25 protein-coding genes and 1 pseudogene are annotated in these 24,291 nt (G+C 48.9%); 20 read left to right on the top strand and 6 right to left on the bottom strand.

The window, feature by feature from the left end; all coding sequences use genetic code 11:
- The first annotated feature begins 37 nt into the window (after positions 1-37).
- The 9 genes and pseudogenes from KNP62_RS04250 (at position 38) to hisIE (ending at position 6,993) form a co-directional block, all read left to right on the top strand.
- Positions 38-961: an ATP phosphoribosyltransferase regulatory subunit gene (locus tag KNP62_RS04250; RefSeq protein ID WP_214783576.1), complete on the top strand. Its 924-nt coding sequence runs from the start codon at positions 38-40 to the stop codon at positions 959-961.
- The gene (hisG, locus tag KNP62_RS04245) at positions 958-1,566 is read left to right on the top strand and encodes an ATP phosphoribosyltransferase (protein WP_214691980.1); all 609 of its coding nucleotides are present in this window, start codon (positions 958-960) and stop codon (positions 1,564-1,566) included. Before KNP62_RS04250 ends, hisG begins: the two co-directional genes overlap by 4 nt.
- Positions 1,563-2,780: a histidinol dehydrogenase gene (hisD, locus tag KNP62_RS04240; protein WP_214783573.1), complete on the top strand. Its 1,218-nt coding sequence runs from the start codon at positions 1,563-1,565 to the stop codon at positions 2,778-2,780. The genes hisG and hisD overlap by 4 nt, the downstream gene beginning before the upstream one ends.
- 1 nt (position 2,781) lies before the next feature.
- Positions 2,782-3,798, top strand: a complete 1,017-nt coding sequence (locus tag KNP62_RS04235) for a pyridoxal phosphate-dependent aminotransferase (protein ID WP_214783570.1) — start codon at positions 2,782-2,784, stop codon at positions 3,796-3,798.
- A complete protein-coding gene (gene hisB, locus KNP62_RS04230; RefSeq protein ID WP_214783567.1) occupies positions 3,785-4,372 on the top strand; it encodes an imidazoleglycerol-phosphate dehydratase HisB in 588 nt (195 codons plus the stop codon). The genes KNP62_RS04235 and hisB overlap by 14 nt, the downstream gene beginning before the upstream one ends.
- A complete protein-coding gene (gene hisH, locus KNP62_RS04225; RefSeq protein WP_214783564.1) occupies positions 4,369-4,956 on the top strand; it encodes an imidazole glycerol phosphate synthase subunit HisH in 588 nt (195 codons plus the stop codon). The genes hisB and hisH overlap by 4 nt, the downstream gene beginning before the upstream one ends.
- The gene (gene hisA / locus KNP62_RS04220) at positions 4,934-5,647 is read left to right on the top strand and encodes a 1-(5-phosphoribosyl)-5-[(5-phosphoribosylamino)methylideneamino]imidazole-4-carboxamide isomerase (protein ID WP_214745297.1); all 714 of its coding nucleotides are present in this window, start codon (positions 4,934-4,936) and stop codon (positions 5,645-5,647) included. Before hisH ends, hisA begins: the two co-directional genes overlap by 23 nt.
- Positions 5,640-6,407, top strand: a complete 768-nt coding sequence (gene hisF, locus KNP62_RS04215; RefSeq protein WP_214783561.1) for an imidazole glycerol phosphate synthase subunit HisF — start codon at positions 5,640-5,642, stop codon at positions 6,405-6,407. Before hisA ends, hisF begins: the two co-directional genes overlap by 8 nt.
- Positions 6,356-6,993: pseudogene (hisIE, locus tag KNP62_RS15725) on the top strand (bifunctional phosphoribosyl-AMP cyclohydrolase/phosphoribosyl-ATP diphosphatase HisIE). Before hisF ends, hisIE begins: the two are co-directional and overlap by 52 nt.
- 38 nt (positions 6,994-7,031) lie before the next feature.
- Here hisIE and KNP62_RS04200 read toward each other — a convergent pair.
- Positions 7,032-7,955, bottom strand: a complete 924-nt coding sequence (locus KNP62_RS04200; RefSeq protein WP_214783552.1) for a DUF7916 family protein — start codon at positions 7,953-7,955, stop codon at positions 7,032-7,034.
- An 85-nt stretch (positions 7,956-8,040) separates the two neighbouring features.
- Here KNP62_RS04200 and KNP62_RS04195 point away from each other — a divergent pair, with 85 nt between their 5' ends.
- On the top strand, positions 8,041-8,595 hold the full coding sequence (locus KNP62_RS04195) for a maltose acetyltransferase domain-containing protein (protein ID WP_445236737.1): 555 nt from the start codon (positions 8,041-8,043) through the stop codon (positions 8,593-8,595).
- Positions 8,596-8,617: 22 nt separating this feature from the next.
- Here the strand turns inward: KNP62_RS04195 and KNP62_RS04190 are convergent, their stop codons facing one another.
- The 5 genes from KNP62_RS04190 to KNP62_RS04170 form a co-directional block, all read right to left on the bottom strand.
- Complete coding sequence (locus KNP62_RS04190; RefSeq protein WP_214783546.1) at positions 8,618-9,631, bottom strand: pyridoxal phosphate-dependent aminotransferase; 1,014 nt, start codon at positions 9,629-9,631, stop codon at positions 8,618-8,620.
- The gene (locus KNP62_RS04185) at positions 9,628-10,395 is read right to left on the bottom strand and encodes a transporter substrate-binding domain-containing protein (protein ID WP_214745287.1); all 768 of its coding nucleotides are present in this window, start codon (positions 10,393-10,395) and stop codon (positions 9,628-9,630) included. Before KNP62_RS04185 ends, KNP62_RS04190 begins: the two co-directional genes overlap by 4 nt.
- A 124-nt stretch (positions 10,396-10,519) precedes the next feature.
- The gene (locus KNP62_RS04180) at positions 10,520-11,029 is read right to left on the bottom strand and encodes a P-loop nucleotide/nucleoside kinase family protein (RefSeq protein WP_285800607.1); all 510 of its coding nucleotides are present in this window, start codon (positions 11,027-11,029) and stop codon (positions 10,520-10,522) included.
- A gap of 36 nt (positions 11,030-11,065) precedes the next feature.
- Entirely contained in the window at positions 11,066-11,569 is a 504-nt protein-coding gene (locus tag KNP62_RS04175; protein WP_214784073.1) for a DNA topology modulation protein, read from the bottom strand.
- A 33-nt stretch (positions 11,570-11,602) separates the two neighbouring features.
- The gene (locus KNP62_RS04170) at positions 11,603-12,109 is read right to left on the bottom strand and encodes a hypothetical protein (RefSeq protein ID WP_214783540.1); all 507 of its coding nucleotides are present in this window, start codon (positions 12,107-12,109) and stop codon (positions 11,603-11,605) included.
- Between the two features lie 138 nt (positions 12,110-12,247).
- Here KNP62_RS04170 and KNP62_RS04165 point away from each other — a divergent pair, with 138 nt between their 5' ends.
- From KNP62_RS04165 to KNP62_RS04120, 10 genes are all read left to right on the top strand, one after another.
- Positions 12,248-13,714 (top strand): phytoene desaturase family protein, encoded by a 1,467-nt coding sequence (locus tag KNP62_RS04165; protein ID WP_214783537.1) that lies wholly within the window; start codon positions 12,248-12,250, stop codon positions 13,712-13,714.
- A 10-nt stretch (positions 13,715-13,724) separates the two neighbouring features.
- On the top strand, positions 13,725-14,183 hold the full coding sequence (locus KNP62_RS04160) for a GNAT family N-acetyltransferase (RefSeq protein WP_214783534.1): 459 nt from the start codon (positions 13,725-13,727) through the stop codon (positions 14,181-14,183).
- Between the two features lie 58 nt (positions 14,184-14,241).
- Complete coding sequence (locus KNP62_RS04155; RefSeq protein ID WP_012726155.1) at positions 14,242-14,673, top strand: YlbF/YmcA family competence regulator; 432 nt, start codon at positions 14,242-14,244, stop codon at positions 14,671-14,673.
- A 53-nt stretch (positions 14,674-14,726) separates the two neighbouring features.
- Positions 14,727-17,255, top strand: coding sequence for a DNA mismatch repair protein MutS (gene mutS, locus KNP62_RS04150; protein ID WP_214783531.1), 2,529 nt, complete (start codon positions 14,727-14,729; stop codon positions 17,253-17,255).
- A gap of 4 nt (positions 17,256-17,259) precedes the next feature.
- Complete coding sequence (mutL, locus tag KNP62_RS04145; protein ID WP_214783528.1) at positions 17,260-19,077, top strand: DNA mismatch repair endonuclease MutL; 1,818 nt, start codon at positions 17,260-17,262, stop codon at positions 19,075-19,077.
- A 172-nt stretch (positions 19,078-19,249) separates the two neighbouring features.
- Positions 19,250-19,900, top strand: a complete 651-nt coding sequence (locus tag KNP62_RS04140; protein WP_214783525.1) for a 50S ribosomal protein L25/general stress protein Ctc — start codon at positions 19,250-19,252, stop codon at positions 19,898-19,900.
- Between the two features lie 212 nt (positions 19,901-20,112).
- Complete coding sequence (locus tag KNP62_RS04135) at positions 20,113-20,943, top strand: formate/nitrite transporter family protein (RefSeq protein WP_074035310.1); 831 nt, start codon at positions 20,113-20,115, stop codon at positions 20,941-20,943.
- 191 nt (positions 20,944-21,134) lie between these two features.
- Positions 21,135-22,985 carry an anaerobic ribonucleoside triphosphate reductase gene (locus KNP62_RS04130; protein ID WP_214783523.1) on the top strand — a complete coding sequence of 617 codons (1,851 nt, stop codon included), beginning with the start codon at positions 21,135-21,137 and terminating at the stop codon, positions 22,983-22,985.
- Positions 22,963-23,418 carry an anaerobic ribonucleoside-triphosphate reductase activating protein gene (nrdG, locus tag KNP62_RS04125; RefSeq protein ID WP_214783520.1) on the top strand — a complete coding sequence of 152 codons (456 nt, stop codon included), beginning with the start codon at positions 22,963-22,965 and terminating at the stop codon, positions 23,416-23,418. The genes KNP62_RS04130 and nrdG overlap by 23 nt, the downstream gene beginning before the upstream one ends.
- Before the next feature lie 54 nt (positions 23,419-23,472).
- The gene (locus tag KNP62_RS04120; RefSeq protein WP_214783516.1) at positions 23,473-24,291 is read left to right on the top strand and encodes a fumarylacetoacetate hydrolase family protein; all 819 of its coding nucleotides are present in this window, start codon (positions 23,473-23,475) and stop codon (positions 24,289-24,291) included.

Raw genomic sequence — 24,291 nt, 5'->3', positions numbered from 1 at the left:
GTTTGGTAAAGTGATAATAAGATAAAGGGTGGTTATCATGATTTGGTCAAATTCGAAAGGTTCAATTCCAGAAGGATGGTATGAACTACAATCAGGAGATGTCATTCGACCAAAGCGGTGGATGCTGTCATTTTTAGAAAAGGCAGAGGCGAGCGGTTATGCTGTCATCGACCCGCCGTTACTCGAATACTATTCGCACTATCAAAATTTGGCGCTCTTTGACGAGTCAGCCTATTATCGGTTATTCGGGAATGACGGGGAACTTCTCGTCATGCGCCCTGACTATACATTGCAAATCGCAAGAAAATTAGCAGACGGTCATGAACCGATGCGTGTCGCATACGCTGGGGCCGTCTATCGTCGAACGATCAAGCATTCCGGTCAACCACATGAACGACAACAGCTTGGACTCGAGTGGGTCGACGGGGAAATGAAGGACAGTCATCTTATCGAATCATTTCTCGATATGACGGAAGGAGTCCTGCCTACTGAGCGTTTGACAATCAAAATCGGATCAGCGGCTGTCATCTCGCTCATCGCGAAAGAGACAGGCATTCAAGAACGGACATTCCGAAAAATCTTAGCACTTCGAAATTTAGAATCGCTACGTGAGTTAGCCGAAACGTATCGCTATCCATTAATTGCAAAACTACCATTTTTAATTGGGAATTCAGCGCTCGAAGAATTACGGGCTGAGGCACCAGAGTCTCTAAACGATGCCATCGATGAAGTCGATGAGGCCGTACAACATTTGCGTGCAATCGGTCTAGACGTATCGTACGATTTCGGTCAAACGGGAGATTTCGATTACTATTCAGGTTTGACCGTGACGGGAAGTGTAGAAGGAAAGCGTGTCCTTTCAGGGGGACGATACGATTCACTATATGGTCATTTCGGACACTCAAGACGAGCGTTCGGCATGTCACTCGATTTAGAACAGTTAGATGAGGTGATCAAATGAAGGTAGCGGTCGCGAAAGGACGAATCGAAAAAGCAGCTCGTCAATTTTTTGTCGAACGTGATTTACCCGTTTGGCCAGAGAAGCGGGGACGTGAACTCACAGTAAAAGCAGGAGATCATGAATTTATTTTCGTCAAAGGGGACGACGTCTACAAATATGTGATGCACGGAGCGGCTGATGTTGGAATTGTCGGCGGTGATATTTTACGAGAGAAAACGCCAGGTGTACTTGAAGTCGTCGACTTACCGTTCGGACGCTGTCGGATGGCCGTATGTGGTCCGAAAGTTCGACGTAATGGCACAAAGAAATTAAAAGTGGCGAGTAAATATCCGAACATCGCCATCTCACACTTCGCGTCAAAGCGACAAAACGTAGAAGTCATCGCGTTGAATGGGTCTGTGGAGCTCGCTCCGTTAACAGGACTAGCGGATTGCATCGTCGACATCGTCGAGACAGGTGCGACGTTAGCAGCGAATGACTTAGAGGAATATGAAACGATTTTTTCAATCAATGCAAAATTCATCACGAGCGAAACGGCTTTGGCAGAGCAGCCTGACGAATTAAAGGCATGGATTCGAAAGCTGAGTCAGGAGGAGAATGCATGAGTACAGAAACGAATCGATCACGGCGAGAAGCTTGGGCGGAAGCGGTCAAACCAATCGTAGAAGCGGTTGAGGCACGCGGAGATGAAGCACTCCTTGAATGGACGCGTCAATTCGATGGGGTCGACCAAATCGAGTCTGTCGATTTGTCTCGCTTTACCCCGCCGGCAGCGTATGCTGAACTGACGGAAGCGTTGACCTTAGCGGCAGAACGGATTCGCGCCTTCCACGCGCATCAAGTACGTCAAGATGATGTGTTCGAAGATACGATGTTCCGACTCGGAAGACGTTATATGCCGCTCGATTCGGTCGGTGTCTACGTACCTGGTGGGACAGCCGTCTATCCGTCGAGCGTCCTGATGAATATCATTCCGGCGAAAGTGGCCGGTGTCAAACGAGTCGTCATGGTCACCCCACCAAAAGCAGATGGGATCGACATTTCTCTCTTGATTGCAGCAAAAATCGCAGGTGCTGATGAGTGTTTTCTTGTCGGAGGCGCGCAAGCCGTTGCCGCACTCGCATATGGGACAGAAACGATTCGTCCGGTTGATAAGATTGTCGGACCCGGAAATGCGTATGTCGCGACGGCGAAGGCGCTCGTTTCGCACATCGTCGGGATCGACTCTGTAGCGGGACCGTCCGAAGTGTTGATCATTGCCGATGAAACGGCAAATCCGAAGTGGGTCGCGGCGGATCTTCTCGCACAAGCAGAACATGACGTAGAAGCGACGGCAATCGCACTCGTCACGACAGAAACGCTTCGTGATGAAGTAGACCAAGAGCTTGAGCGTCAACTTTCGCTCTTACCACGACAAGAGATTGCCAGGGAATCATTGAAACGTGGCGGAGTCATCGTTCGATCACTAGAAGATGCCATCGAGTACGCGAACACGATGGCTGCGGAGCACGTCCAGTTGGCCGTCAAAAATCCTGAAATGTTGATGGGTGCGATACGTCACGGCGGGTCGTTCTTCCTCGGTCACGAGGCGGCGGAAGCGTTTGGGGATTATATCGCAGGACCGAACCATGTCCTTCCGACAAGTGGGACGGCGCGATTCTCGAGTGGATTGTCCGTGGATGACTTTTATCGCCGTCAGACGTTCCTTGAGATGACAGAGCTTGATGAGGCGATCACAAAGGCTGCGATTCGAATCGCCAAACAAGAACAATTAGAAGGACATGCCCGTGCCATGGCTGTTCGGATGGAGGACGTATGATATGAGACGAAATTATCAGAACATCCCGCGATATGTGCCCCATGCCGTATCAGGGTACGCGCTCAATCAAAATGAAAGTCAATATCCGTTACCAGAGCGGCTTGAACGAGCTATTCGAGACGTTTCACTCGAGGCGCTCAGCCGTTATCCGGTCGAAGAATTGCTTGCCTTAAAAGCGAGTTATGCGAACTATGCGGGAGTCGAGACGACGCAACTGATGGTCGGAAGTGGAAGTGACGAGCTCTTAGCCATCTTAAGTCAGGCCATTTTAGATACGGAAGACCGTGTGGTCGCACCGGCCCCAGACTTCTCGATGTATGGCATATACACACAGATCGCGAGAGGGCACTTCATGCAACCGGAGACGCATGGATTGAGTTACGATGCGCTAACCGAACTCATTCAAACGAATGAGCCGAAGCTCGTTCTGATTTCGAATCCAAATAACCCAACCGGTAAGATGTGGACACTTGAAGAATTGTCGGACATTGCGACACGCGTCCCTTATCTCGTCGTAGATGAGGCATATATCGATTTCACGATGGAGGATTCATTTGTGTCTCGCTTGAACGAGCATCCGAACGTCATCATTTTACGGACGTTATCAAAAGCGTTCGGTCTTGCGAACCTTCGGATTGGATTCATGATTGCGTCAGAAGAAATCATCGAACAGATCGACCGGTTCCGTTCACCGTTCAATGTGAGTGGACTCAGTGCCGCGGTCGCCAACGTTGTATTGCGTGATGAGACGTATATCCAAGAGTCGATTCAGTTCCATACGGCGCAACGTGAGAAATTAACTGAGTTGTTACGACCGATCGGTGAGATTTTACCGAGTCGTGCCAACTTTATCTATGTCAAAACCGATGACAGTGAAGGGTGGGCATCCCGCTTCCTTGAAAAAGGCGTCCATGTACGTGCGTTTCCGGATGGATTACGTGTCAGTGCAGGGACAGATGAGGCGTATGCCTATATCCGACAAACGATTGAAGAGGTGAATTCTGTTGAGAACAGCTGAACTAAAGCGTGAGACGAAAGAGACAAAAATTGAGATTCGAGTCAATCTAGATGGAACAGGAGAAAGCACCATCCAAACAGGAGTCGGTTTTTTTGACCACATGTTGACGTTACTTGCCTTTCACAGTCAGATGGACTTAGAGGTGAAAGTCGAAGGAGATACATGGGTCGATGCCCACCATACAGTGGAAGATGTGGGGATTGCGCTCGGTCAACTCATCGCCAAATCTCTCGGAGACAAAGTCGGGATTCGACGCTATGGAACGAGTTACATGCCGATGGACGAGACGTTAGCGCGAGCGGTCGTCGATGTGTCAGGACGTCCCTTCCTTGTCTATCAAGCTGATATCCGCAATCCGAAGCTTGGGGATTTTGATACCGAGCTCGCTGAGGAATTCTTCCGAGCGGTTGCCATGAACGGTCGACTCACGCTTCACCTTGCGGTCCTGTATGGATCGAACTCACACCACATGATTGAAGGGTTGTTCAAAGCGTTCGGAAGAGCACTTGCTGAGGCGGTCTCGAGCGATGGGACGGATCGTCTCCCTTCTACGAAAGGATGGATTGAAGGATGAAAGTAGCGGTCATCGATTATGGAATGGGTAACGTATTCAACGTCGAACGTGCGTTGCAGGCCATCGGTTGCTACGTCGTGATTACGAATGATGCAAGCCAAATTGAAGAAGCGGACGCCATTTTACTTCCTGGGGTCGGTGCTTTCCCGCAAGCGATGCAATCACTCGAACAGACGGGGCTCATCCCGCTATTACAAAAGATGGCGACGGAAAAGCCGTTTTTAGGGATCTGTCTTGGGATGCAGCTCCTGTTTGATTCGAGCACGGAAGGCATGCCGACAAAAGGTCTCGGGTTGATTCCGGGCACGGTTGAGCGGATGCGCGCGAAGCGTCTTCCACACGTTGGATGGAACTCGATTCTTCGCGATGAGGACGTCTACTTTGTTCACTCTTATCACGCCGTGACGGACGATGCCAATATCGTGGCGGAAGCGGAATATATGGGAGAGCGTGTTCCCGCGATTGTTCAAAAAGGACTCGTCACAGGCATGCAGTTTCACCCGGAAAAAAGTGGGGCGTTCGGTCTCAGTTTACTTCAAGAATGGAAGGAGGCGGTCGAGCGTGAAATTACTACCCGCCATTGATTTAATTGGAGGCAAGATTGTCCGTTTGACGGAAGGCGATTTTTCGACGGAAGAACAATACGGTGACCCGTATGAATTATTAAAAGCGTGGCAAGGAAAAGTGCCGATGATTCACTTGATCGACTTAGAAGGGGCTAAGGCAGGCGAACCGCGTCATTTAGATGTCGTTCGTTATGCGAAGTCTCTTGGCTTTCTCGTACAGACGGGTGGTGGGATTCGTTCAGAAGCCTCACTCGATGCGGTCATGGAAACAGGAGCGGACCGCGTCCTTTTAGGGACGAAGGCATTTACGGATCCTGACTTTTTAGACAAGGCGATTGAAAAGTATGGCAAACGAGTTGCTGTGGCACTCGATGCTTATGACGGAAAGGTCGCCATCAATGGATGGCAGGAAGCGACAAAGCTCGATGACATCTCGGTCGCTCAAGACCTCGTAAAACGTGGAATCGAGACGATTCTGTATACGGACATCGGGTCCGACGGGAAACTGAATGGACCGAACGTCGCGCGCATGAAGGCGCTACGCCAAATCGTCAACGTCACACTGATTGCCTCAGGCGGTGTGACGACCGAAGAGGACGTGAAGGAACTAAAGATGGCTAAGATTGATGAGGCCGTCGTCGGGAAAGCGCTCCTCTCCGGTAAAGTAAGTATCGATGAACTGATTGAATGGGAGGCGCGTTATGCTTAAACGCAGAATTATTCCATGTCTCGATGTGAAGGAAGGCCGTGTCGTCAAAGGGATTGAATTCGTTCAACTACGAGACATCGGTGACCCGGTCGAAATCGCGAAGTATTATGATGAGTCCGGAGCCGATGAACTCGTCTTTCTCGACATCACGGCAAGTACGGAACGCCGCCAGACGATGCTAGATGTCGTCAGTGCAGTGGCACGGAAAGTATTCATCCCGTTGACGGTCGGTGGAGGGATTCGTTCACTTGATGACATCTCGTCATTATTAAAAGCAGGAGCAGATAAAGTATCGTTGAACACGCTCGCTGTCGAATCCCCAAGTCTCATTCGAGAAGCGGCCAATCGTTTCGGGTCACAATGTATCGTCGTTGCGATTGACGTGAAATTTGAAGACGGGGAATACTATGTGTACACATATGGCGGTAAACAGAAGACAGAACTGTTCGCGGTCGAATGGGCGAAACAAGTGGCCGCACTCGGGGCGGGTGAACTTCTTGTCACGTCCATGAACCAAGACGGAAAGCAAAGCGGATATGACCTTGCGATTTTAGAACAACTTCGCGAAGTCGTCGACATTCCGATTATCGCCTCAGGTGGGGCGGGGAATGCCGAGCACGTAGTCGAAGCGCTCGAGAAGGTCGATGCCGCACTACTTGCCTCCATCTTACATGACCGAAAAACGACAGTAGAAGAGGTGAAGCACGTATGCACGAGTCACAACTTGCCGATGCGGTTCGTTTCGACGAAAATGGATTGATTCCCGCCATCATCGTCTCAGAAGAAGACGGGGCCGTTCTCATGCTCGGATATATGAACGATGAGGCCATTCGTCAAACGCTACGTGAACGGGTCGTCACGTTCTGGTCTCGTTCAAAAGGTAGGCTATGGATGAAAGGGGAGACGAGCGGCAACACACTTGACGTCGTCAGTATCCATGTCGACTGTGACCAGGATGCGCTTCTCGTTCGTGTCCATGCGAATGGTCCGACTTGTCATACCGGAAATCGAAGTTGTTTCTTTACGGAGGTGAACGCATGATTCATGAATTGGAGCAATTGATCGAGTCCAGAAAAAATGAACCGAAGGAAGGTTCGTATACGACCTACTTATTTGAACAGGGCGTTGAAAAAATCGCAAAGAAGTTTGGAGAAGAATCGTTCGAGGTCGTCATTGCCGCCATGACGGATGAAGACTTGGTTGAAGAGTCGGCAGACCTTCTGTATCATCTACTCGTCTTATTGGCGGTTAAAGGAGTGCGCTTAGAGGACGTGGAAGCGTTACTTGCCAAACGTCACGGCACGACAACGCCAGCGAAGCCACGTCGAGACGTCACAGAATGGTAAAGGAAAGAGGAAGGAGAACCGCTCCTTCCTCTTTTGTATTAACGATTGACCGAGGCAGCCATGCGAATGTATGTATGACGTCGCCCGCGAATGGCAATTGAAAGTGCCTGAATGTTCTCTGGTACGGCAATCCCAGACAATCCGGCGTCACCGATATGAACGATATCTGCGCCCCCGCGCTTTGAAGAGAGTGCGATCTCGCGAACAGTCGCCACATCGGCCCCTTCTTGAGATGTCCCGATTGCGGCTAATGTGAGTGCTCCGAGTGCTTGCAGTTCTTGTACGAGTTCGTGGAATGCCTCTTCACGGACACCCGGAACGGTTCCTGGAGCCGGTAGAAGAATGATGTCTGCCCCTGCTTCAACGAAGCGGATGTATGCGTCGCGATCTAATACGCTGCCGACACCGGCCTGATGCATCTTCCCGGCAATGATAGCGCCAGCGAATTCACGACGTCCCCGGATGATGGCTTGTTCGATTGCTTCATTTGTGACCCCGGTATTCGGGTTACCTGTCAGACAAACAAAATCGATCCCGAGTTCAGACGCTTTTTGGAACGCTTCGACTGAAGCGAGTCTACCTCGTTTCACTTCATTCATTTCAGACGATTTCTCTGAAAAGTCGACAGGCTCTAAATTGACTCCAATCGGCAATCCGATCAATCGCTTTAGTTCCAAAATCGGATGGTCACTCATCTCCTCACCTGGCATGTCGCCGAACAGCGCGTGACTTTCAAGTCCTTTAATGTAAGGATGGAACACATCTAACATGTTCAATAAAATCAAGTCGGCACCGAACGCTCTTGCCAGTTCTGCATTCGTGACTTCTGGGTAGAGCGGTTGCACCGTCGGGATGACCTCCGCCATGACCGTTCGTCCTTCTGCTTTTCGAATCGACCCGACTAAATCTTGACGATTAAACGTGATAAAATCACTTGCCCGACACTCTAAAATACGTTTCATCACATCTTCCTCCTTCTGCTCATCCTTATCTCTATTCCCTAAATGATTTGAAAATCCTCTATACTGAGTGTAAGGAGGGATCATGATGACGGAAAAAGAGAAGATGATTCGTGGTGAATTATATTTAGCTGGTGATGAGACGCTCGTCGCAGACCGGAAGCATGCTCGGCGATTGACCGAGCGATTCAATCGTTCCGGGATTGATGATTTGACTGAGCGGAAAGAAATTCTTAGTGAGTTACTCGGTTCGACGAAAGAGTCGTATTACATCGAACCGAATTTCAAATGTGATTACGGATATAATATTCACTTAGGTGAACGATTCTATGCGAACTTTGACTGTGTCTTCCTTGACATCTGTCCGATCACTTTCGGGGATGACTGTATGCTTGCGCCGGGGGTACATATTTACACGGCAACACACCCGATCGACCCGATTGAGCGCATCTCTGGGTATGAGTTCGGAAAACCTGTGACAATCGGGAACCGGGTGTGGATTGGTGGTGGGGCCATCATCAATCCGGGTGTGACGATTGGTGATGAGGCAGTCATCGCATCTGGTGCAGTCGTCACAAAAGATGTGCCACCACGGACGGTCGTGGGAGGAAACCCGGCGCGCGTGATCAAAACGATCGACTGAGAAAAACTCCTGAACACGAGGTTCAGGAGTTTTTTACGTGACTGGTTTCTATGAATTGCTGGATTGCTGTATGTGCAAGCTGAAGTGCCGCTTCGTCACCGATGGTCACTCGAATGCCCGTCGGTTGTTTCGACGTGTGTACGTTCAATGCGGTCAAATGCGTCCATACCGCTTCAGGTTGCTCGAGTTCGATGTACAAAAAGTTTGTCGAGGCAGGGTAGACATGACCAATTGAATTAAATGCGGATGCCCACTTTTGACGCATCTCGTCATGCCATTTGATTGTTTCTTGAAGATAAGTCGCATCTTTTAAGAAGATGTTGCAAATCTTTGCACTCACCCCGCTAATGTTGAACGGTGGGATGAATTGACGGAAATAGTGTGCGAGTTCATTGTTTGTCACCATGAATCCGATTCGTACGTTTGCCAATCCAAACGCTTTTGACATCGTGCGAAGCACGATGAGATTCGGATGGTTCGCAATGAACGGAATCATGCTGCCATCCGGTGTGAAGTCCATATACGCCTCGTCCACTACAAGGTACGGTACGAGTGAGGAGAGATGCGTCAATTCTGCTACGGTCCACAACTTCCCGGTTGGATTGTTCGGGTTCGAGAGAAGAAGAAGCTTCGGATGATGCGTCTCGATTGCCTCTACAACTCCCTCATATGATAAATCAACGGCTTGAACATGTTGCCCGTGGGCGATGGTCGTAAAGATGGGATACATCGAAAAGTCAGGTGCCGGGGACAAGACGATGTCATTTGGTGCGAGCAATGCTTGCGTCACGACATGAATCATTTCATCACTCCCACAACCAACGAGCAGTTGCTCAGGTGTCACACCGACGTACGCAGCGTATTGTTCGAACAATTCATTGATTGGTTCGACGGGATATTCGTGTAAGTCATGATACGTCAACGAATCAAGCTGGCTCTTGATTCGGTCAGGTAACGGGAACTGACTTTCATTTTGATTTAACCGATGTCCCGTCGGATAAACGACGGGATAGATCGGCAGCTTGACTTGTCTCATTCAGTCGGCTCCATCGAGAACCATTTTTTCACCAATTCATCGATTTCGCCAGACTCCATCATCTTGTTCAATTCTTCATTGAACTGGTCGCGTAACTCATCATCTAATTTGAAGGCAGCAGCTGATCCTTTTTCGCCATCCTCTTTTAAAGCGAATGTATAGAAGCTGTCGTCTTGATCGAGATACTTTTGTGCGACCGTGTCTTCGATGACCATTGCATCGATTCGACCTGTATTCAACTCTTGAACGATTTCAGGGATCTTGTTCAACGATACGAGTTCAGCGTCAGGCGCTTGTTCTTTTGCGATGTTTTCTTGAATCGAAGCCGTTTGGACACCGATTTTCTTACCAGACAAATCTTCGATTGCCTGAAGTGACTCGTCTTTTGTCATAATCAAGTTTGTCGCGGAAAGATAGATGTCTGAGAAGTCGGCGTTCTCTTTCCGCTCTTCTGTTGGTGTCATCCCTGCCATGACAAAGTCGACACGCCCGCTGTTCAAGGCCCCAAGTAAGCTACCGAAGTCCATATCTTCAATTTTCAATTCGTAACCGAGACGTTCTGTAATCGTTTCTGCAATTTCAATATCAAATCCGACAATCGCATCCCCGTTTGCCGTATCGACAAATTCATATGGGAAGTAATCGGCGCTCGTCCCCATGACGAGTGTTTTTTGCTCTGTCGCTTCACCTTCTGTTTCTTGACTACATGCACCGAGTAAAGCCGCGCTCAACATAAGTGTACCTGCTAATAACCATTTTTTCATATGTGTATAATGCCTCCCTGTTGTAGATGAGACTAAGTGTATATGTATGATTATTAATTGTAAAGTATAAAAATACAAAAAATATTAAAAAGAGAAACGCTTTTGAAATGAAAGCGTTCTATTCTTAGTTTTTTAGAAGATATGACATAATTTGCTCAATCGGAATCTCTCGATTGTTCATCGTATAAATCTGCAAGTAAAGATGATTCTTAGGCCTTTTGCAGTGTTCATTCATTTTAGACCAATTCTCATATGAAACCTGATCAATTTGACTTGGTCGTCTGACACGGTTTCGAAGTCGTGCGTTAATTTCTTCGTGATTTTCATGACGACATTCAATGTAACGATAAGTTGCTCCATATTTGGTGGAAATCGCTATCCCTTTATCGAGCAATTCGTCATAGAGACAAGGACTGTCAAGAATGACGTTTTGTCCAAGTGATAGGTGATACTCGACGAGAGACCAATCGATATCATAAGCCATCTTCCCGATTTCTCGATCCGAGAAGTTGCCAATAGGAAGCGTATGGAGTAGGGCGGTCTTTGAAACATCATGATCGATGACGACCGCGTGTACGTGTTGGATGATTCGTTTAGCCAATGTGGATTTTCCTGATCCAGGTGTTCCAGACATTTGAAGAAAAAACAATCGAATTCCCTCCGCTTCATGTTATAAAGAATCGACAAATTGTTTGACGGCTTGTGACGATTTCAAATGAACCAAATTCGGTTGCTTTGGATGTTGTTGAATTTGTCGTAACAGTTGTGGTCGTTGAACGTCAGGAAAATTCCACACCCATTTCAGGAATGCGAAATCGAGCTTTTCATCACAGGAAGCGCCCATATCCGGTCGCGTCGTACCACGATATCGGACGACTCGTTTGAGGACGCGATATACACAAACGATTCGCGGGAGGTCAATCAAAATGACGGTATCTGCTGCCTGTAAACGTAAATCAAGCGTGTTCCCGAAGTTTCCATCGATGATCCATTGATCTTTCTTCACGAGTTGTTGTTGAATATCGATTCGTTCCTCTCTCGACGCCATCACCCATCCCGGTCTCCACATGAGAGCATCCAAATGATAGACATCGAGGTGTAATCGTTCACCGAGTTGACGGGCAAGTGTTGACTTTCCTGCACCGCCTGAACCGATGATGAGGATTCGTTTCATGCTTGTATTGCGATTAATCGGTAAGTTGCTCATCTATTCTTGTTCATCCTCCAATACAATCCATTTCTTCAATTGCTCATCCTCTTCATAAATGACCCGGACATCCATCTGTCCGATGACGAGTCGTTGTTCCGAACTGAACATGACGATCGGATAGTTCGTTGACACGGGTTTGTCCGTCTCGAAAATAGGGCTATGCGCCTGCATCGCGTAATACCCGTCCGACCTCGTGTTGGCTGCGCCTGCATCAATCTGTGTCACATGGTCAAATCCTCTCAGTCTGAGCACATAACTATAAGACGTCCTCGCTCCTTGCTCGAGACGCCATTCTTCGATGATGGCTGATTTGTCGTCCACCGATCGCTCTTCTAGCACTTTCTGTACCGTATACTCTTTTTCGTAAGGAATCATCTCCTGGATGCTGACGACTGTCATCGTCGCGAGCTTGAGCGATTCCTCGGAAGGTGGGGTAATCAGTATACCAATAAAGATGAGGATAGGAATCAATAAATAAACCATGACACGACTACGCATTTTCATCACCTTACCTTTTCAGACTGTAAACTATTTCTGCATAAGAGAATCAGTTCCCTTCAAAAGAACGCTGGAATCTCAAAAACCGATTCATTTCTTCAATTTTTTAAAGGAGCAGGTATGATACAGATAGGAGGGATGTACATGAAAATCGGGGTCATAGGTGGAGGTGTCGCGGGCTTGACGGCAGCTGCGCTCGCGCAACAAAAAGGGCATGATGTCATCGTCTTTGAAGCATCGCGTGAATGGGGCGGGTGTGCCGGCAAGTTTCAACGGGGTGACTATTTGTTTCCTGCAGGCGCAACACTCGGTATGGGGTTCGAACGAGGAGGGGTCCATCAGCGGGTTCTTGAAACATTAGGAGAATCGGTCAAGGTGACGTTACTGGACGAGGTGATGGACATTCATCTGCCTGGCGTCACCCTCACTTACTATCGCGACCGAGAACGTCTGCTTGATGAGCTCAGTCATGCGTTCCCAGAGAACCACGAGGCAATCCATGCGTTTTATCGTGAAGTGTGGGGTGACTTTGAGAAGATTCGTCCGTTGTTTCAGCAGTTACCTGCACTTCCGTTTCGCACGACATCGGATATGGTATACGCAATGAAGGGGTTCCGACCGAAACAACTTACCACGCTCCTGAAACTCCAGCGGCCACTCGGTGACACGTTGGCTCGTCATGGATTGAACGGTACGATGTTCGAGCGATTTATCGATGGAGTCCTGCTCGATAGTTTGCAGACCGGTGCGAAAGAAGCGAGTCATTTACTCGGTGCAGTGGCGCTGTCGGTCTATCACGAAGGAGCGTACTATGTGGAAGGTGGGCTATATCAATTGGCTCATGCGTTAGAGCGCGCCGTCCGAACGTTTGGTGGCGAGACGAAATTAGGGAGAGACGTCCAGTCCATCGAACGAGTGACGGATGGATGGCTCATCACCGATCGAAGAGGACGACTTGAACTAGTCGATGTGATTGTTTCCGCCATCCCGATTGAGCGGACGAGCGAACTTCTTAAAGGACAGGAACAACGACGCTTCAAACGACAATATCGAAGACAGTTGAAGCAGTCGCAATGGGGCACGTTCAGTCTCTACCTCGTCTTGCCTGAGGATGTCTGTCAACAGCAACCACTATTTCAACAAATCTATCACGAGCGATTACCGAGTGGGCATGCGTTCATATCCATGTCGGCGCCGGATGACGTGTTGCGCACAGAAAAACCGGAACGGACCATTACGGTATCCACGCATATCGATTTATCAGAATGGCAACATTGGAAAGACCGGGCGGCATATGAGAAACTAGAACAAGATTGGACCAATCGTCTCGTCGACGTCGTCGCGACTGCATTTCCCGATTGGGACCGTGAGTCGTCACTTCTCCTTCCTGGTGGACCAGGGGCATGGGTGAAGTATACGAAGCGTCCACATGGTGCAGTTGGGGGATATGCCCAGACACCAAGCCAGGCGTTGTTCCGTGCCGCAAGTTATCGCACTGGCTTGCCGAACTTTTATGTATGCGGGGATACCGTATTTCCAGGGGCGGGGACGATTGGCGCAATGACAAGCGGGTTACATGTCGCCCGAGCACTCGGGGTGACGATTGATTAGGGGGATATTGATGAAGAAAAAAGCATTTGATGAACTGACAACATTGGAATTGTATCGCTTACTGGCGCTACGGACTGAGATTTTCGTCGTCGAACAGAACTGTCCGTATCAAGAAATCGATGGAAAAGATGAACAAGCCATCCATTATTGGATCGAAGAAGATGGAGAGATTGTCTCCGCCCTTCGCGTGTTGAGGGAAGCCTCTCCAGTCGCCATCGGACGTGTCGTCACGAAAGCGACGCATCGAGGGAAAGGTCATTCTCGCAAGCTGATGGAAGCTGCAATTAAGGATTTTGGTCATGAGACGCTCTATCTTCAAGCTCAGACGTATGTGGAACCTTTTTATGCCTCGTTTGGTTTCAAACGGACGAGTGATGTGTATCAAGAAGATCGTATTCCACACGTCGATATGTTACGAGAATCAACGAATCCCGCTAGTACCGTTTCCGAATCGTTCATGTTAGAATGAGAAAGAACATTCACGTGCCTTTGAGCACGATTACATCATAGACATAAAGGGGTTTACAATGGTGACCGATCAACAAGTAATTGCAAAAGCAAGAGAATTGGCAGACGTATTAGCACAAACACCAGAAGTGGCGCGTTTCAAAGAAGCGGAAGCGAAAGTGAACGGAAGTGACCGCGTACAGACGTTGATTAAACGAATCAAGTTCTTACAAAAAGAAGCCGTCAACTGTAAGCACTACGGCAAGACGGAAGCACTTGCGAAAGTCGAGCAAAAGATCGATAAGGCGATGGAAGAGCTCGACTCGATTCCGGTCGTTCAAGCGTTCCAAGAGACACAAGTTGAAGTGAACGATTTGCTTCAATACGTGACGGTCACGCTCGCGAACTCCGTGACGGATCGCATCATCGAATCGACGGACGGAGATGTCCTTGCAGGGAAGACAGGGAGCGGCATGGCGGCTGAACAAGCACGCGGCGGCTGCGGATACTAAAACGACACAGCTGGCCGATGGTCAGCTGTTGTACTTTCTAGAGGTGAATTAACATGCAAGAAGTCCATCAGACACCAATGATGAAACAATATTTCTCCATCAAGGCAGACTATCCGGACGCCTTTTTATTCTATCGACTCGGCGACTTTTACGAGTTGTTTTTTGAAGATGCACAAATTGTCGCGAAAGAGTTAGAGCTAACGCTCACTTCTAAAAATGGGAAACAGGCTGAACATCCGATTCCGATGTGTGGCGTCCCGCATCATTCCGCGGCGATCTACATTGAACAATTGATCGAAAAAGGATTCAACGTCGCCATCTGTGAACAGACGGAAGACCCGAAGGCGACGAAAGGACTCGTGAAGCGGGAAGTCATCCAAGTGATCACGCCGGGTACATACATGGCGTCACTCAGTGAAAAAGAGAACCGATATCTCGTCGCCATTTCGGACGTCGCAGGCCGATTCGGAATTGCTCGCGGTGACGTCACGACGGGGGAATCATGGTTGACGACGCTCTCGTCAGAAGAGGCCGTCTTACGGGAAATCGAAGGATTGCTCCCGAACGAGGTCATCGTCGAGGATGAACGGTTGGCCGACTTGTTACGTCAGACCGGGATCCCACTTTCGATTCAAGTGGACAAGCAGAATAGTCCGCTCGCACAAGGTGCGAAAGATGAGGCGCAGCGTTCGGCGTTTGAGTTGTTGTTCGCCTATCTCACGAAAACACAGAAACGTTCGCTCGATCACTTGCAACCGGCTGTCGCCTATGAGGTCGAACAGCATATGCAGCTCGACGCCAATACGGCCCGAAACCTTGAACTGTTCCGTTCCGCTCGTTCGGGAGAACGGAAAGGGTCACTCCTTTCACTCCTTGATGAGACGACGACGGCAATGGGTGGTCGTTTGTTGAAACGCTGGCTTGAACAGCCGCTCTATACAGAACAAGGCATCAAAGAGCGACAGGACGCCGTCGAGAACTTAGTGGACGACTTCATGTTGCGCGATCAACTACAAGAAGAGTTGAAGCGAGTCTATGACATCGAACGCCTTGTCGCGAAGGTCGGTTATGGGACGGCGAATGCGCGAGATCTCGTCCAACTTCGCGACACGCTCGAGCGGATGCCTTCTGTCCGCTCACTCTTACAAACAGTGAAAGCAGATCGCTTGCAGCAAATCGAACAGAAGCTCGACTCGTTCGAGACATTGAGTGAACATCTCCGGACTGCCCTCGTCGATTCACCTCCGATCTCGACGAAAGAAGGCGGGATGATTCGTCATGGGTATTCAGATGAGCTCGATGAACTGCTAGAAGCGAAAGCGAACGGGAAATCGTGGATTGCCAACCTCGAACAACAAGAACGTATCGCGACCGGCATCAAGTCGTTGAAGGTCGGGTATAACCGCGTATTCGGTTACTACTTAGAAGTGACGAAAGCGAATGCGAAGTTGCTCGAAGAAGGGCGTTATGAACGGAAGCAGACATTGACGAATGCGGAACGTTACATTACACCAGAGTTAAAAGAGAAGGAAGCGCTCATCTTAGGAGCGGAAGAGAAGAGCTGTACGCTCGAATATGACTTGTTTATCGCACTTCGCGAAGAAGTGAAGACGTATACGAAGGCACTTCAGCAATTGGCCCGTTCACTCAGTGAGTTGGATGTGCTCCTCGCCCTTGCCGTTGTAGCGGAAAGACGAGAATATGTACGCCCGAAAACTACATCGCACGTACAAATCGAACGCGGGCGTCACCCTGTCATTGAAACGGTCTTGTCACGAGGCGAATATGTCGCCAATGACTTGACGCTTGACGACACACGTCAAATGTTACTCATCACTGGACCGAACATGTCCGGTAAATCGACGTATATGCGTCAATTTGCTTTGATTGCGATCCTTCATCAAATCGGTTCATTCGTCCCGGCAGAAGCAGCGGAACTCCCACTCTTTGACCGTATCTTTACACGGATCGGTGCGGCAGACGATTTGGTGAGCGGACAGTCGACGTTCATGGTCGAGATGACCGAGACGCGACAAGCCGTCACCGAGGCGACGAACCATAGTCTGATTTTATTGGATGAGATTGGTCGCGGGACGTCGACGTATGACGGGATGGCGCTCGCACAGGCGATTGTCGAGTATATTGCCTCAACAATCGGAGCGAAGACACTGTTCTCGACGCACTATCATGAACTGACGGTGCTCGAGGATTCGATTCCGACACTTGAGAATGTTCATGTCCGGGCGATTGAGCGGGATGGACGAGTCGTCTTCCTCCATGAAGTGCATCCAGGACGTGCGGATAAATCGTACGGGATTCACGTGGCGGAATTGGCTGAACTTCCGGATTCATTGATTGACCGGGCGCGGACCATCCTGTCAGAACTCGAATCCGAAGCAACGAAACCTGTCTTAAACGAGCAAACTGCTCCACCTCAAGTGGAAGAAGTCAGCCAGTTGTCATTGTTCGAGTCGAATGACGTTGTTCGAGAACAGCTGCTCAAACTCGATTTATTGGCAATGAATCCAATCGAAGCGATGCAGGCGCTCTACGAACTGCAACAGACCGCAAAGAAAGGGTGAGTCGATGGGAATCATTCGAGAGTTACCGGAACAACTCGCGAACCGAATCGCAGCAGGGGAGGTCGTCGAACGACCGGCTTCCGTCGTCAAAGAATTAGTCGAGAATGCGATTGATGCGGGAGCGACGAAAGTGGATGTCGACTTACAAGAGGCGGGCATTCGTCTCATCAAAGTCCGTGACAACGGACACGGGTTCCATGAGGAAGACGCAGCCCGAGCCTTCTTACGACATGCGACGAGTAAGATTCGGGACGAGCACGACTTGTTTCGCATTCGGACGCTCGGTTTCCGTGGGGAAGCGCTCGCTTCGATTGCGTCGGTCAGTCACGTTTCGTTAAAGTCTAAACGAGCAGATGAAGACGGTTTTGAGATGGTGCTTGAAGGCGGTGTCGTCAAAGAGACGAATCCGGCGGCGACGAACGTCGGGACCGAAGTCGCGGTCAGCCAGCTCTTCTTCAACACACCGGCACGCCTGAAATATTTGAAGACATCGGCGACAGAACTCGCGAGCATTACCGACACGTTGAACCGTTTGGCGCTGTCTCATCCAGAGATTCGCTTCACCGTCTTTCATGAAGAAAAAGAACTGTTGCGAACGAACGGGAATGGGGACTTGAAACAAGTCATGCTCGCCATCTATGGTCGCCAAGTCGCCGCGCAAATCGTCACGGCCTCGAGTAAAACGAACGACTATACACTGAGCGCGCATCTCGTGCGCCCGGAAATGACCCGTTCGAACAAACAATATGTGACCCTCATCTTAAACGGCCGAAGCATCAAGAACTTTGCACTGACACAAAGTGTGCTCGAAGGCTATCATACGCTCTTACCAATCGGTCGCTATCCGATTGCCGTGCTCGAAGTGAAAATGGACCCGATGTTGATTGATGTGAATGTCCATCCGACGAAACGTGAAGTGCGCTTGTCGAAAGAAAAAGAATTGTGCCAGCTCATTCGAGAGACCGTTCAATTGACGCTCCGTGAGCAACGTCTCATTCCGTCTGTGAAACAAGAGCCAAAACCAAAACGAGAAACACCATCCGAACAGTCGAAACTCGATTTCTCGATGGAACCGCAACCTAAACAAGTAGATACGGTCGAGTGGAATTATCCGATTCCTCGCGAACGAAAAGAGTCGCTTACGTCTCCTTCCCAGTGGAACCCGGCGCCGCTCGTTCATGAACCAGAGCCAGAGATGCTCCAGGCAGAACAGGTCGAGGAACCCGTTCTTCAGTCCGAACGTCTTCCAGCATTAGACGTCATCGGACAATTGCATTCGAGTTATATCATCTGTGGAGCGGAAGACGGGATGTACGTGATGGACCAACATGCTGCCCAGGAACGCATCAAGTATGAATTGTTTTATGAGCAGTTAGGACGTCCAGAAAAAGAGTATCAACTCCTGTTGATTCCGTTGACGTTAGAGTTTACACAGGAAGAGACGCTCGCCATCGAAGAAGTGCTCCCGCTTCTAGCGGAAGCTGGCATTACGTTAGAACCGTTTGGGGGAAACACGTTCCTCGTGCGCGAGATTCCGACATGGTATCCGCAACATGACTTAGAGGGTACAATTCGTGATTTAGTGGAGATGGCGATTCAACAACGCTCGATTGACATCGCGAAATATCGTGAGGAGGCATCAATCCTCATGGCGTGTAAACGGTCGATCAAAGCGAATCATCCACTCAATATGGACATGATGCGACAATTGATTGAAGATCTTAGTCGAACGACTTCTCCTTTCACTTGTCCGCACGGTCGTCCGATTCTCGTGAAGTGGAGCACGTACGAACTCGAGAAGTTGTTCAAACGCGTCATGTAATCGTCTTGTTACCTTGTTTTAATACGATGTAACGTTTATTTACGAGTCCTCATGGGAAAACTATACACATGTCACTCAACGCATCGAGGTTGAGAGGTGGCTTTTTCACTGCCTCACCCTCAAGATGTCGACATGAAATGTATATCCATGTAGCATGTAGGAGGAAAAGAAAATGACGAACAAACTTCAAGTATCAAAACGAGAATTACGCCCACGCTCACTACGTACGAAGTTGCGTAACGAAGGAAAAGCGTTAGGAGTTGTCTATGGTTATAAAGTAGACAGCACGCCAATCGTGTTTGACGAGATGGACCTTCGTAAAATTCTTCGAGACCACGGTGACAACGCCTTGATTGAACTCCATTTCGATGGAAACAAAATCAACACGCTCGTGCACGGATCAGAAACAGATCCGTTCACAAACTTCTATCAACACGTTGAATTCATGGCTGTGAAGATGGATGAAGAGACAGAAGTCGAAGCAGATATCGCCCTCGTCGGCGACGCGAAAGGCGTCAAAGAAGGCGGATATCTTGCTCAGTCGCTCTATAAAGTGACGGTTTCTGCGACACCTGCCAACATCCCTGAACGCATCGAACTCGACGTGTCAGACCTCGAAATCGGTGACTCGGTGACGGTAGCGGACCTTCCAGAAGACAAATCGTACACGATTGTCTCTGAACCAGATATGCACATCGCCTCTGTAAATGAGCCGGTTGCTGAGGAAGAGGAAGAAACTGAATCAGAGGAAGGTTCGACTGAGGAAGAAGCTTCTGAAGGATCTTCTGAAGAAACAGAAGAATCGACTGAGGATAAAGAATAATTGTAAAGAAAGTGCTTCGAGAAATCGGAGCACTTTTTCTTTGTCACAAATCCGCCATATGTAAACGATTACGATGTGAACACTCTGTCAATTCCTTCTAGAGGTGATTGCCAACAGAGACTGTACAGTTTATATTGTTAATGATTTCACATATTCGAACTGATACTTTTCTATTTAATTATCCAGAAAGAAGGGTTTGTGACATGGCATCAATGGAAATCCATGCACTTGAATCATTACGGAAAAAAGCACAGGCTTCCTCGCAAATGATTCATTATCGTCCAATGGAATACTTTTTACGGGCAATGTTAGCCGGGATCTTTATCGGCTTTGCTTCAATCTTCACGTTGAAAGTCGTCAACGGTATGTATTTAGCGGAATCTCCGTTCACGACACTCATTGGGGGCTTCTCGTTCGGGATTGCGCTCGTTATGATCATCTATGGGGGAGCGGAGTTGTTCACGGGGAATACGATGTATTTCACGACGTCGACACTTCGCGGCTATACGACGCTCAGCGACACGATGCTCGTTTGGTTATTATGTTTCGTCGGGAACGCACTTGGGGGAATCCTATTCGCGTTACTACTTGCACCGACTGGTGTCATCCAAGAACTAGGGATGAACAACTGGCTGTTCTCAGTCGTCGAGGGGAAAATGCATCACACGACGGTCGAAATTTTCTTCCGTGCCATCTTCTGTAACTGGATGGTCTGTCTCGCTATTTTCTTACCGAAACAAATGAAAAATGAATTCGCTCAAATCTTCTCGATGATTTTCCTTGTCGCGGTCTTCTTCGCTTCAGGATTCGACCATGTTATCGCCAACTTCGTCTTATTCGCCTTGACGCTCGTCGTCCCACACCCTGAGACGATCAGTATGGCGGGTGCAATCCACAACTTGATTCCTGCGACGTTCGGTAACATTATCGGCGGCGCCCTCTTCATGGGAGCAATCTATACATGGCTCAACTCAAAAGGTCTCCGTGAGGCGCAAGAATTAGAGGAAGAAGTCGAATTAAAAGTTGTCAAAGCTGCTAAATAAATGACGTTTGTCACAAATAACGTTGGGCCTTGTCTTACCGAAGACGAGGCTCTTTTTTGTCGTATGCTCACACGTAAACTGTCACAATATCGACTCGTGACCATCAAGAAAAATACGTGTCATAATCTATATATAGGATTTAAAAAACATTTATGAATGTTTTTAATCCATATATAGTGAGGTGATGGGTTTTGAAATTATTGCAGTTGTATGAGGATGTCTGCGTCTTACCAGACCAAGACTTAGTACAAGAAAATGCGAATGTGGACGGAAAGTCCCCACTTGGGAAACTAGCACGACTCTCTTCAGAAGTGTCGAAAGAATTGTCGCAGACATACTTGATGTCGGAGCGATCAAAACAGGCCGTCACTGATAACTATTTATATGTGCACGACGCCGACTATTACATCACAGGATCGACGACATGTTGTCAAATACCACTCGGTCAATTATTAAAAGATGGATTCCATACGGGGCATGGAACAATCCGGTCGCCAAAGGACATTCGCTCCGCTATGGCGCTCGCATCCATCATCCTTCAAGCGAATCAAAATATGCAGCATGGGGGGCAAGCGTTCCCGATGTTTGACGTCGACTTGTCACCGTATGTCGAGAAGACATATGAGCGCCAATTGAACCGACTCCAATCACTCCCTGTTGAATGGGACAAGACACAATTGGAACAACTCGCAGAAGAAGAAACGATCTCGGCGACATATCAGGCGTGTGAGGCGTTCATTCATAATGCGAACTCGATGCATTCACGAGGTGGCGGTCAAGTCCCGTTCGTCTCGATCAATTACGGGACAGATACCTCAAAGTGGGGACGCATCCTTATTCGGGAGTTACTTCGTGCGACAGAACGTGGGTTAGGGAATGGGGAGACCCCGATTTTTCCCATTCAAATCTTTAAAGTAAAAGAAGGCATCAACTTCAACGAAGACGACCCGAACGTTGATCTTTTTCGTGAAGCGTGTCGCGTCACAGGCAAACGACTATTCCCGAACTTCTCCTTCATCGATGCCCCGTTTAATGCCGCATACTATGATGGGACACATGAATCTGAAGTGGCGTATATGGGTTGCCGCACTCGGGTTATGGGAAACCGACACGGAGAAGAGACATCAGTCGGTCGTGGCAATTTATCCTTCTCCACACTCAACTTGGTGAAGATGGCAATTGTCTCTGAATCACTAACTGACTTTTACCGTATTCTTAACCGATATGTCGACATCGGCATCGAACAGTTGATTGAGCGTTTCGAGTATCAATGCACGCGTCGCGCTGAAGAATTCCGTTTCCTTTACACACAAGGTGTCTGGCGTGGAAGTGAGCAATTACATATTCATGATGAGGTCCGAGATGTGCTGAAACAAGGAACGCTCTCACTCGGTTTCATCGGACTCGCTGAAACGTTGAAGGTGTTGACAGGCAGTACACATGCCGAGTCGCGTGAAGCGGAACGACTCGGTCTCGATATCGTCACGCACTTGGCCAATCGCATGCGTGCGGCAGCCGAAACGTACGACTTGAATTTTTCGTTGCTCGCGACACCGGCAGAAGGACTGTCAGGTAAATTTGTGACGCGAGACCAGGAAGACTTCGGCATGATTGACGGAGTGACAAATCGTGCCTTTTACACAAATTCTTTCCACGTACCTGTATATCAAACCGTGTCCATCCGCGAAAAAATCCGGATTGAGGCACCGTATCACGCGTTGTGTGACGCGGGACACATCTCTTATGTCGAAGTCGATGGCTCGCTTGCCCATAATGCGGAAGCGGTAGAATCGATTGTTCGCTTGATGCGCCAGCATGATATCGGCTACGGTTCCATCAATCACCCCGTCGACCGCTGCGGGAATTGCGGGCTTGAAGGCTTGATTGACGCGGCTTGTCCGACTTGTGGAGAAGATGAGAAAATCGAACGGATCCGTCGTATCACTGGCTATTTGGTCGGGACGATGGACCGCTGGAATACGGCGAAGCGAGAAGAAGAACGGGCGAGGGTGAAACACGATGCGCATTCTATCCGTCGTTGAAGAATCCGTCGTCGATGGACCAGGGATTCGAACAGTCATCTTTACTGCGGGCTGTCCTCACCACTGTAAAGGTTGTCACAATCCTTCCTCGTGGAATCCAGCCGGCGGTGAGGAAATCGAAGTGGATGAGATTGTCCGTCGCATCGAGCTCAGTGGTTGGGACGGCGTGACCATCTCAGGCGGCGAACCATTTCTTCAATCTGCAGAGTTAGCAAAACTCGTCAAGGCATGTAAGTCGCTCGGTAAAAATGTATGGGTGTATACGGGCTATACGATCGAACAGTTGGTAGCGATGCAAGATGGAGCCGTTCAAACGGTGTTAGACTACGCAGATGTGCTCGTTGATGGTCGCTTTGAACAGTCGCTACGAGACATGAGACTTCGCTTTCGTGGATCGAGTAATCAACGAATCATCTTTTTGAATAAAGTGTAATCGAGGCAGAAATGTCTCGATTTTTTTGTATAATGATGAAAAGGGGGATTTTTGATGAAATGGTGTAGTTTTGACATGCAAGAAGAGCGACGAGTAGGGATCATCGAGGGCGATTTCGTCTACGATGTCAGCAATCAAGTACATACGACTAACTTATTAGAAGTGATTGCGCGTGAGTTCGAACCGGATATTGATTTGGACGTGGCGCCCTCATACCGAGTGACGGACGTGAAACTGCTCGCCCCGTACCGTCCATTGAAAAATGTGATTTGTATCGGCAAGAACTACGAAGAACACGTGAAAGAGATGGATACAGCGGGAGCGGGGAAACTCGTCATCTTCACGAAAGCACCAACTTCAGTCGTCGGACCGGAAGCGGTCATCGAGCGCCATCCGGAATTGACGGACAAACTCGACTACGAAGGCGAACTTGCCGTCATCATTGGAAAGTCGGGACGAGACATCGAATCGGTCGAAGAACACATTTTCGGATACACGATTCTAAACGATGTGACGGCACGGGATGTGCAAAAAGAACATGTCCAATTCTTCCGTGGTAAGTCGTTCGATACGTTCTGTCCGATGGGACCGTTCATCGTGACGCCGGACGAGCTTCAGTTCCCTCTCCGAATCAAAACGAATGTCAACGGGGAGACGCGCCAAGACGGAACGACGGACGATATGATTCGCCCGATTGACGAGCTCATTCGTACGTTATCGAAAGGCATGACGCTTGAAGCGGGTGACATCATCGCGACAGGAACGCCAGCCGGAGTCGGGCACGGGATGACACCACCGACCTATCTTCAAACGGGAGACACCGTCGAAGTGACGATTGAAGGTCTGGGCACGCTAAGAAATGTGATTGTCTGA

This window comes from Exiguobacterium sp. s183 (assembly GCF_018617655.1).
GTDB lineage: Bacteria > Bacillota > Bacilli > Exiguobacteriales > Exiguobacteriaceae > Exiguobacterium > Exiguobacterium aestuarii_A.
Note: the sequence above shows the minus strand (reverse complement) of the source record. Positions and strands in the feature narration are given on the sequence as shown.

What these genes read in the sequence shown, in the direction of transcription:
- KNP62_RS04250 (WP_214783576.1), top strand. Translation starts at nt 38, where the DNA reads ATGATTTGGTCAAATTCGAAAGGTTCAATTCCAGAAGGATGGTATGAA.
- hisG (WP_214691980.1), top strand. Translation starts at nt 958, where the DNA reads ATGAAGGTAGCGGTCGCGAAAGGACGAATCGAAAAAGCAGCTCGTCAA.
- hisD (WP_214783573.1), top strand. Translation starts at nt 1,563, where the DNA reads ATGAGTACAGAAACGAATCGATCACGGCGAGAAGCTTGGGCGGAAGCG.
- KNP62_RS04235 (WP_214783570.1), top strand. Translation starts at nt 2,782, where the DNA reads ATGAGACGAAATTATCAGAACATCCCGCGATATGTGCCCCATGCCGTA.
- hisH (WP_214783564.1), top strand. Translation starts at nt 4,369, where the DNA reads ATGAAAGTAGCGGTCATCGATTATGGAATGGGTAACGTATTCAACGTC.
- hisF (WP_214783561.1), top strand. Translation starts at nt 5,640, where the DNA reads ATGCTTAAACGCAGAATTATTCCATGTCTCGATGTGAAGGAAGGCCGT.
- KNP62_RS04200 (WP_214783552.1), bottom strand. Translation starts at nt 7,955, where the DNA reads ATGAAACGTATTTTAGAGTGTCGGGCAAGTGATTTTATCACGTTTAAT.
- KNP62_RS04195 (WP_445236737.1), top strand. Translation starts at nt 8,041, where the DNA reads ATGACGGAAAAAGAGAAGATGATTCGTGGTGAATTATATTTAGCTGGT.
- KNP62_RS04190 (WP_214783546.1), bottom strand. Translation starts at nt 9,631, where the DNA reads ATGAGACAAGTCAAGCTGCCGATCTATCCCGTCGTTTATCCGACGGGA.
- KNP62_RS04185 (WP_214745287.1), bottom strand. Translation starts at nt 10,395, where the DNA reads ATGAAAAAATGGTTATTAGCAGGTACACTTATGTTGAGCGCGGCTTTA.
- KNP62_RS04180 (WP_285800607.1), bottom strand. Translation starts at nt 11,029, where the DNA reads ATGTCTGGAACACCTGGATCAGGAAAATCCACATTGGCTAAACGAATC.
- KNP62_RS04175 (WP_214784073.1), bottom strand. Translation starts at nt 11,569, where the DNA reads ATGAAACGAATCCTCATCATCGGTTCAGGCGGTGCAGGAAAGTCAACA.
- KNP62_RS04170 (WP_214783540.1), bottom strand. Translation starts at nt 12,109, where the DNA reads ATGAAAATGCGTAGTCGTGTCATGGTTTATTTATTGATTCCTATCCTC.
- KNP62_RS04165 (WP_214783537.1), top strand. Translation starts at nt 12,248, where the DNA reads ATGAAAATCGGGGTCATAGGTGGAGGTGTCGCGGGCTTGACGGCAGCT.
- KNP62_RS04160 (WP_214783534.1), top strand. Translation starts at nt 13,725, where the DNA reads ATGAAGAAAAAAGCATTTGATGAACTGACAACATTGGAATTGTATCGC.
- KNP62_RS04155 (WP_012726155.1), top strand. Translation starts at nt 14,242, where the DNA reads ATGGTGACCGATCAACAAGTAATTGCAAAAGCAAGAGAATTGGCAGAC.
- mutS (WP_214783531.1), top strand. Translation starts at nt 14,727, where the DNA reads ATGCAAGAAGTCCATCAGACACCAATGATGAAACAATATTTCTCCATC.
- mutL (WP_214783528.1), top strand. Translation starts at nt 17,260, where the DNA reads ATGGGAATCATTCGAGAGTTACCGGAACAACTCGCGAACCGAATCGCA.
- KNP62_RS04140 (WP_214783525.1), top strand. Translation starts at nt 19,250, where the DNA reads ATGACGAACAAACTTCAAGTATCAAAACGAGAATTACGCCCACGCTCA.
- KNP62_RS04135 (WP_074035310.1), top strand. Translation starts at nt 20,113, where the DNA reads ATGGAAATCCATGCACTTGAATCATTACGGAAAAAAGCACAGGCTTCC.
- nrdG (WP_214783520.1), top strand. Translation starts at nt 22,963, where the DNA reads ATGCGCATTCTATCCGTCGTTGAAGAATCCGTCGTCGATGGACCAGGG.
- KNP62_RS04120 (WP_214783516.1), top strand. Translation starts at nt 23,473, where the DNA reads ATGAAATGGTGTAGTTTTGACATGCAAGAAGAGCGACGAGTAGGGATC.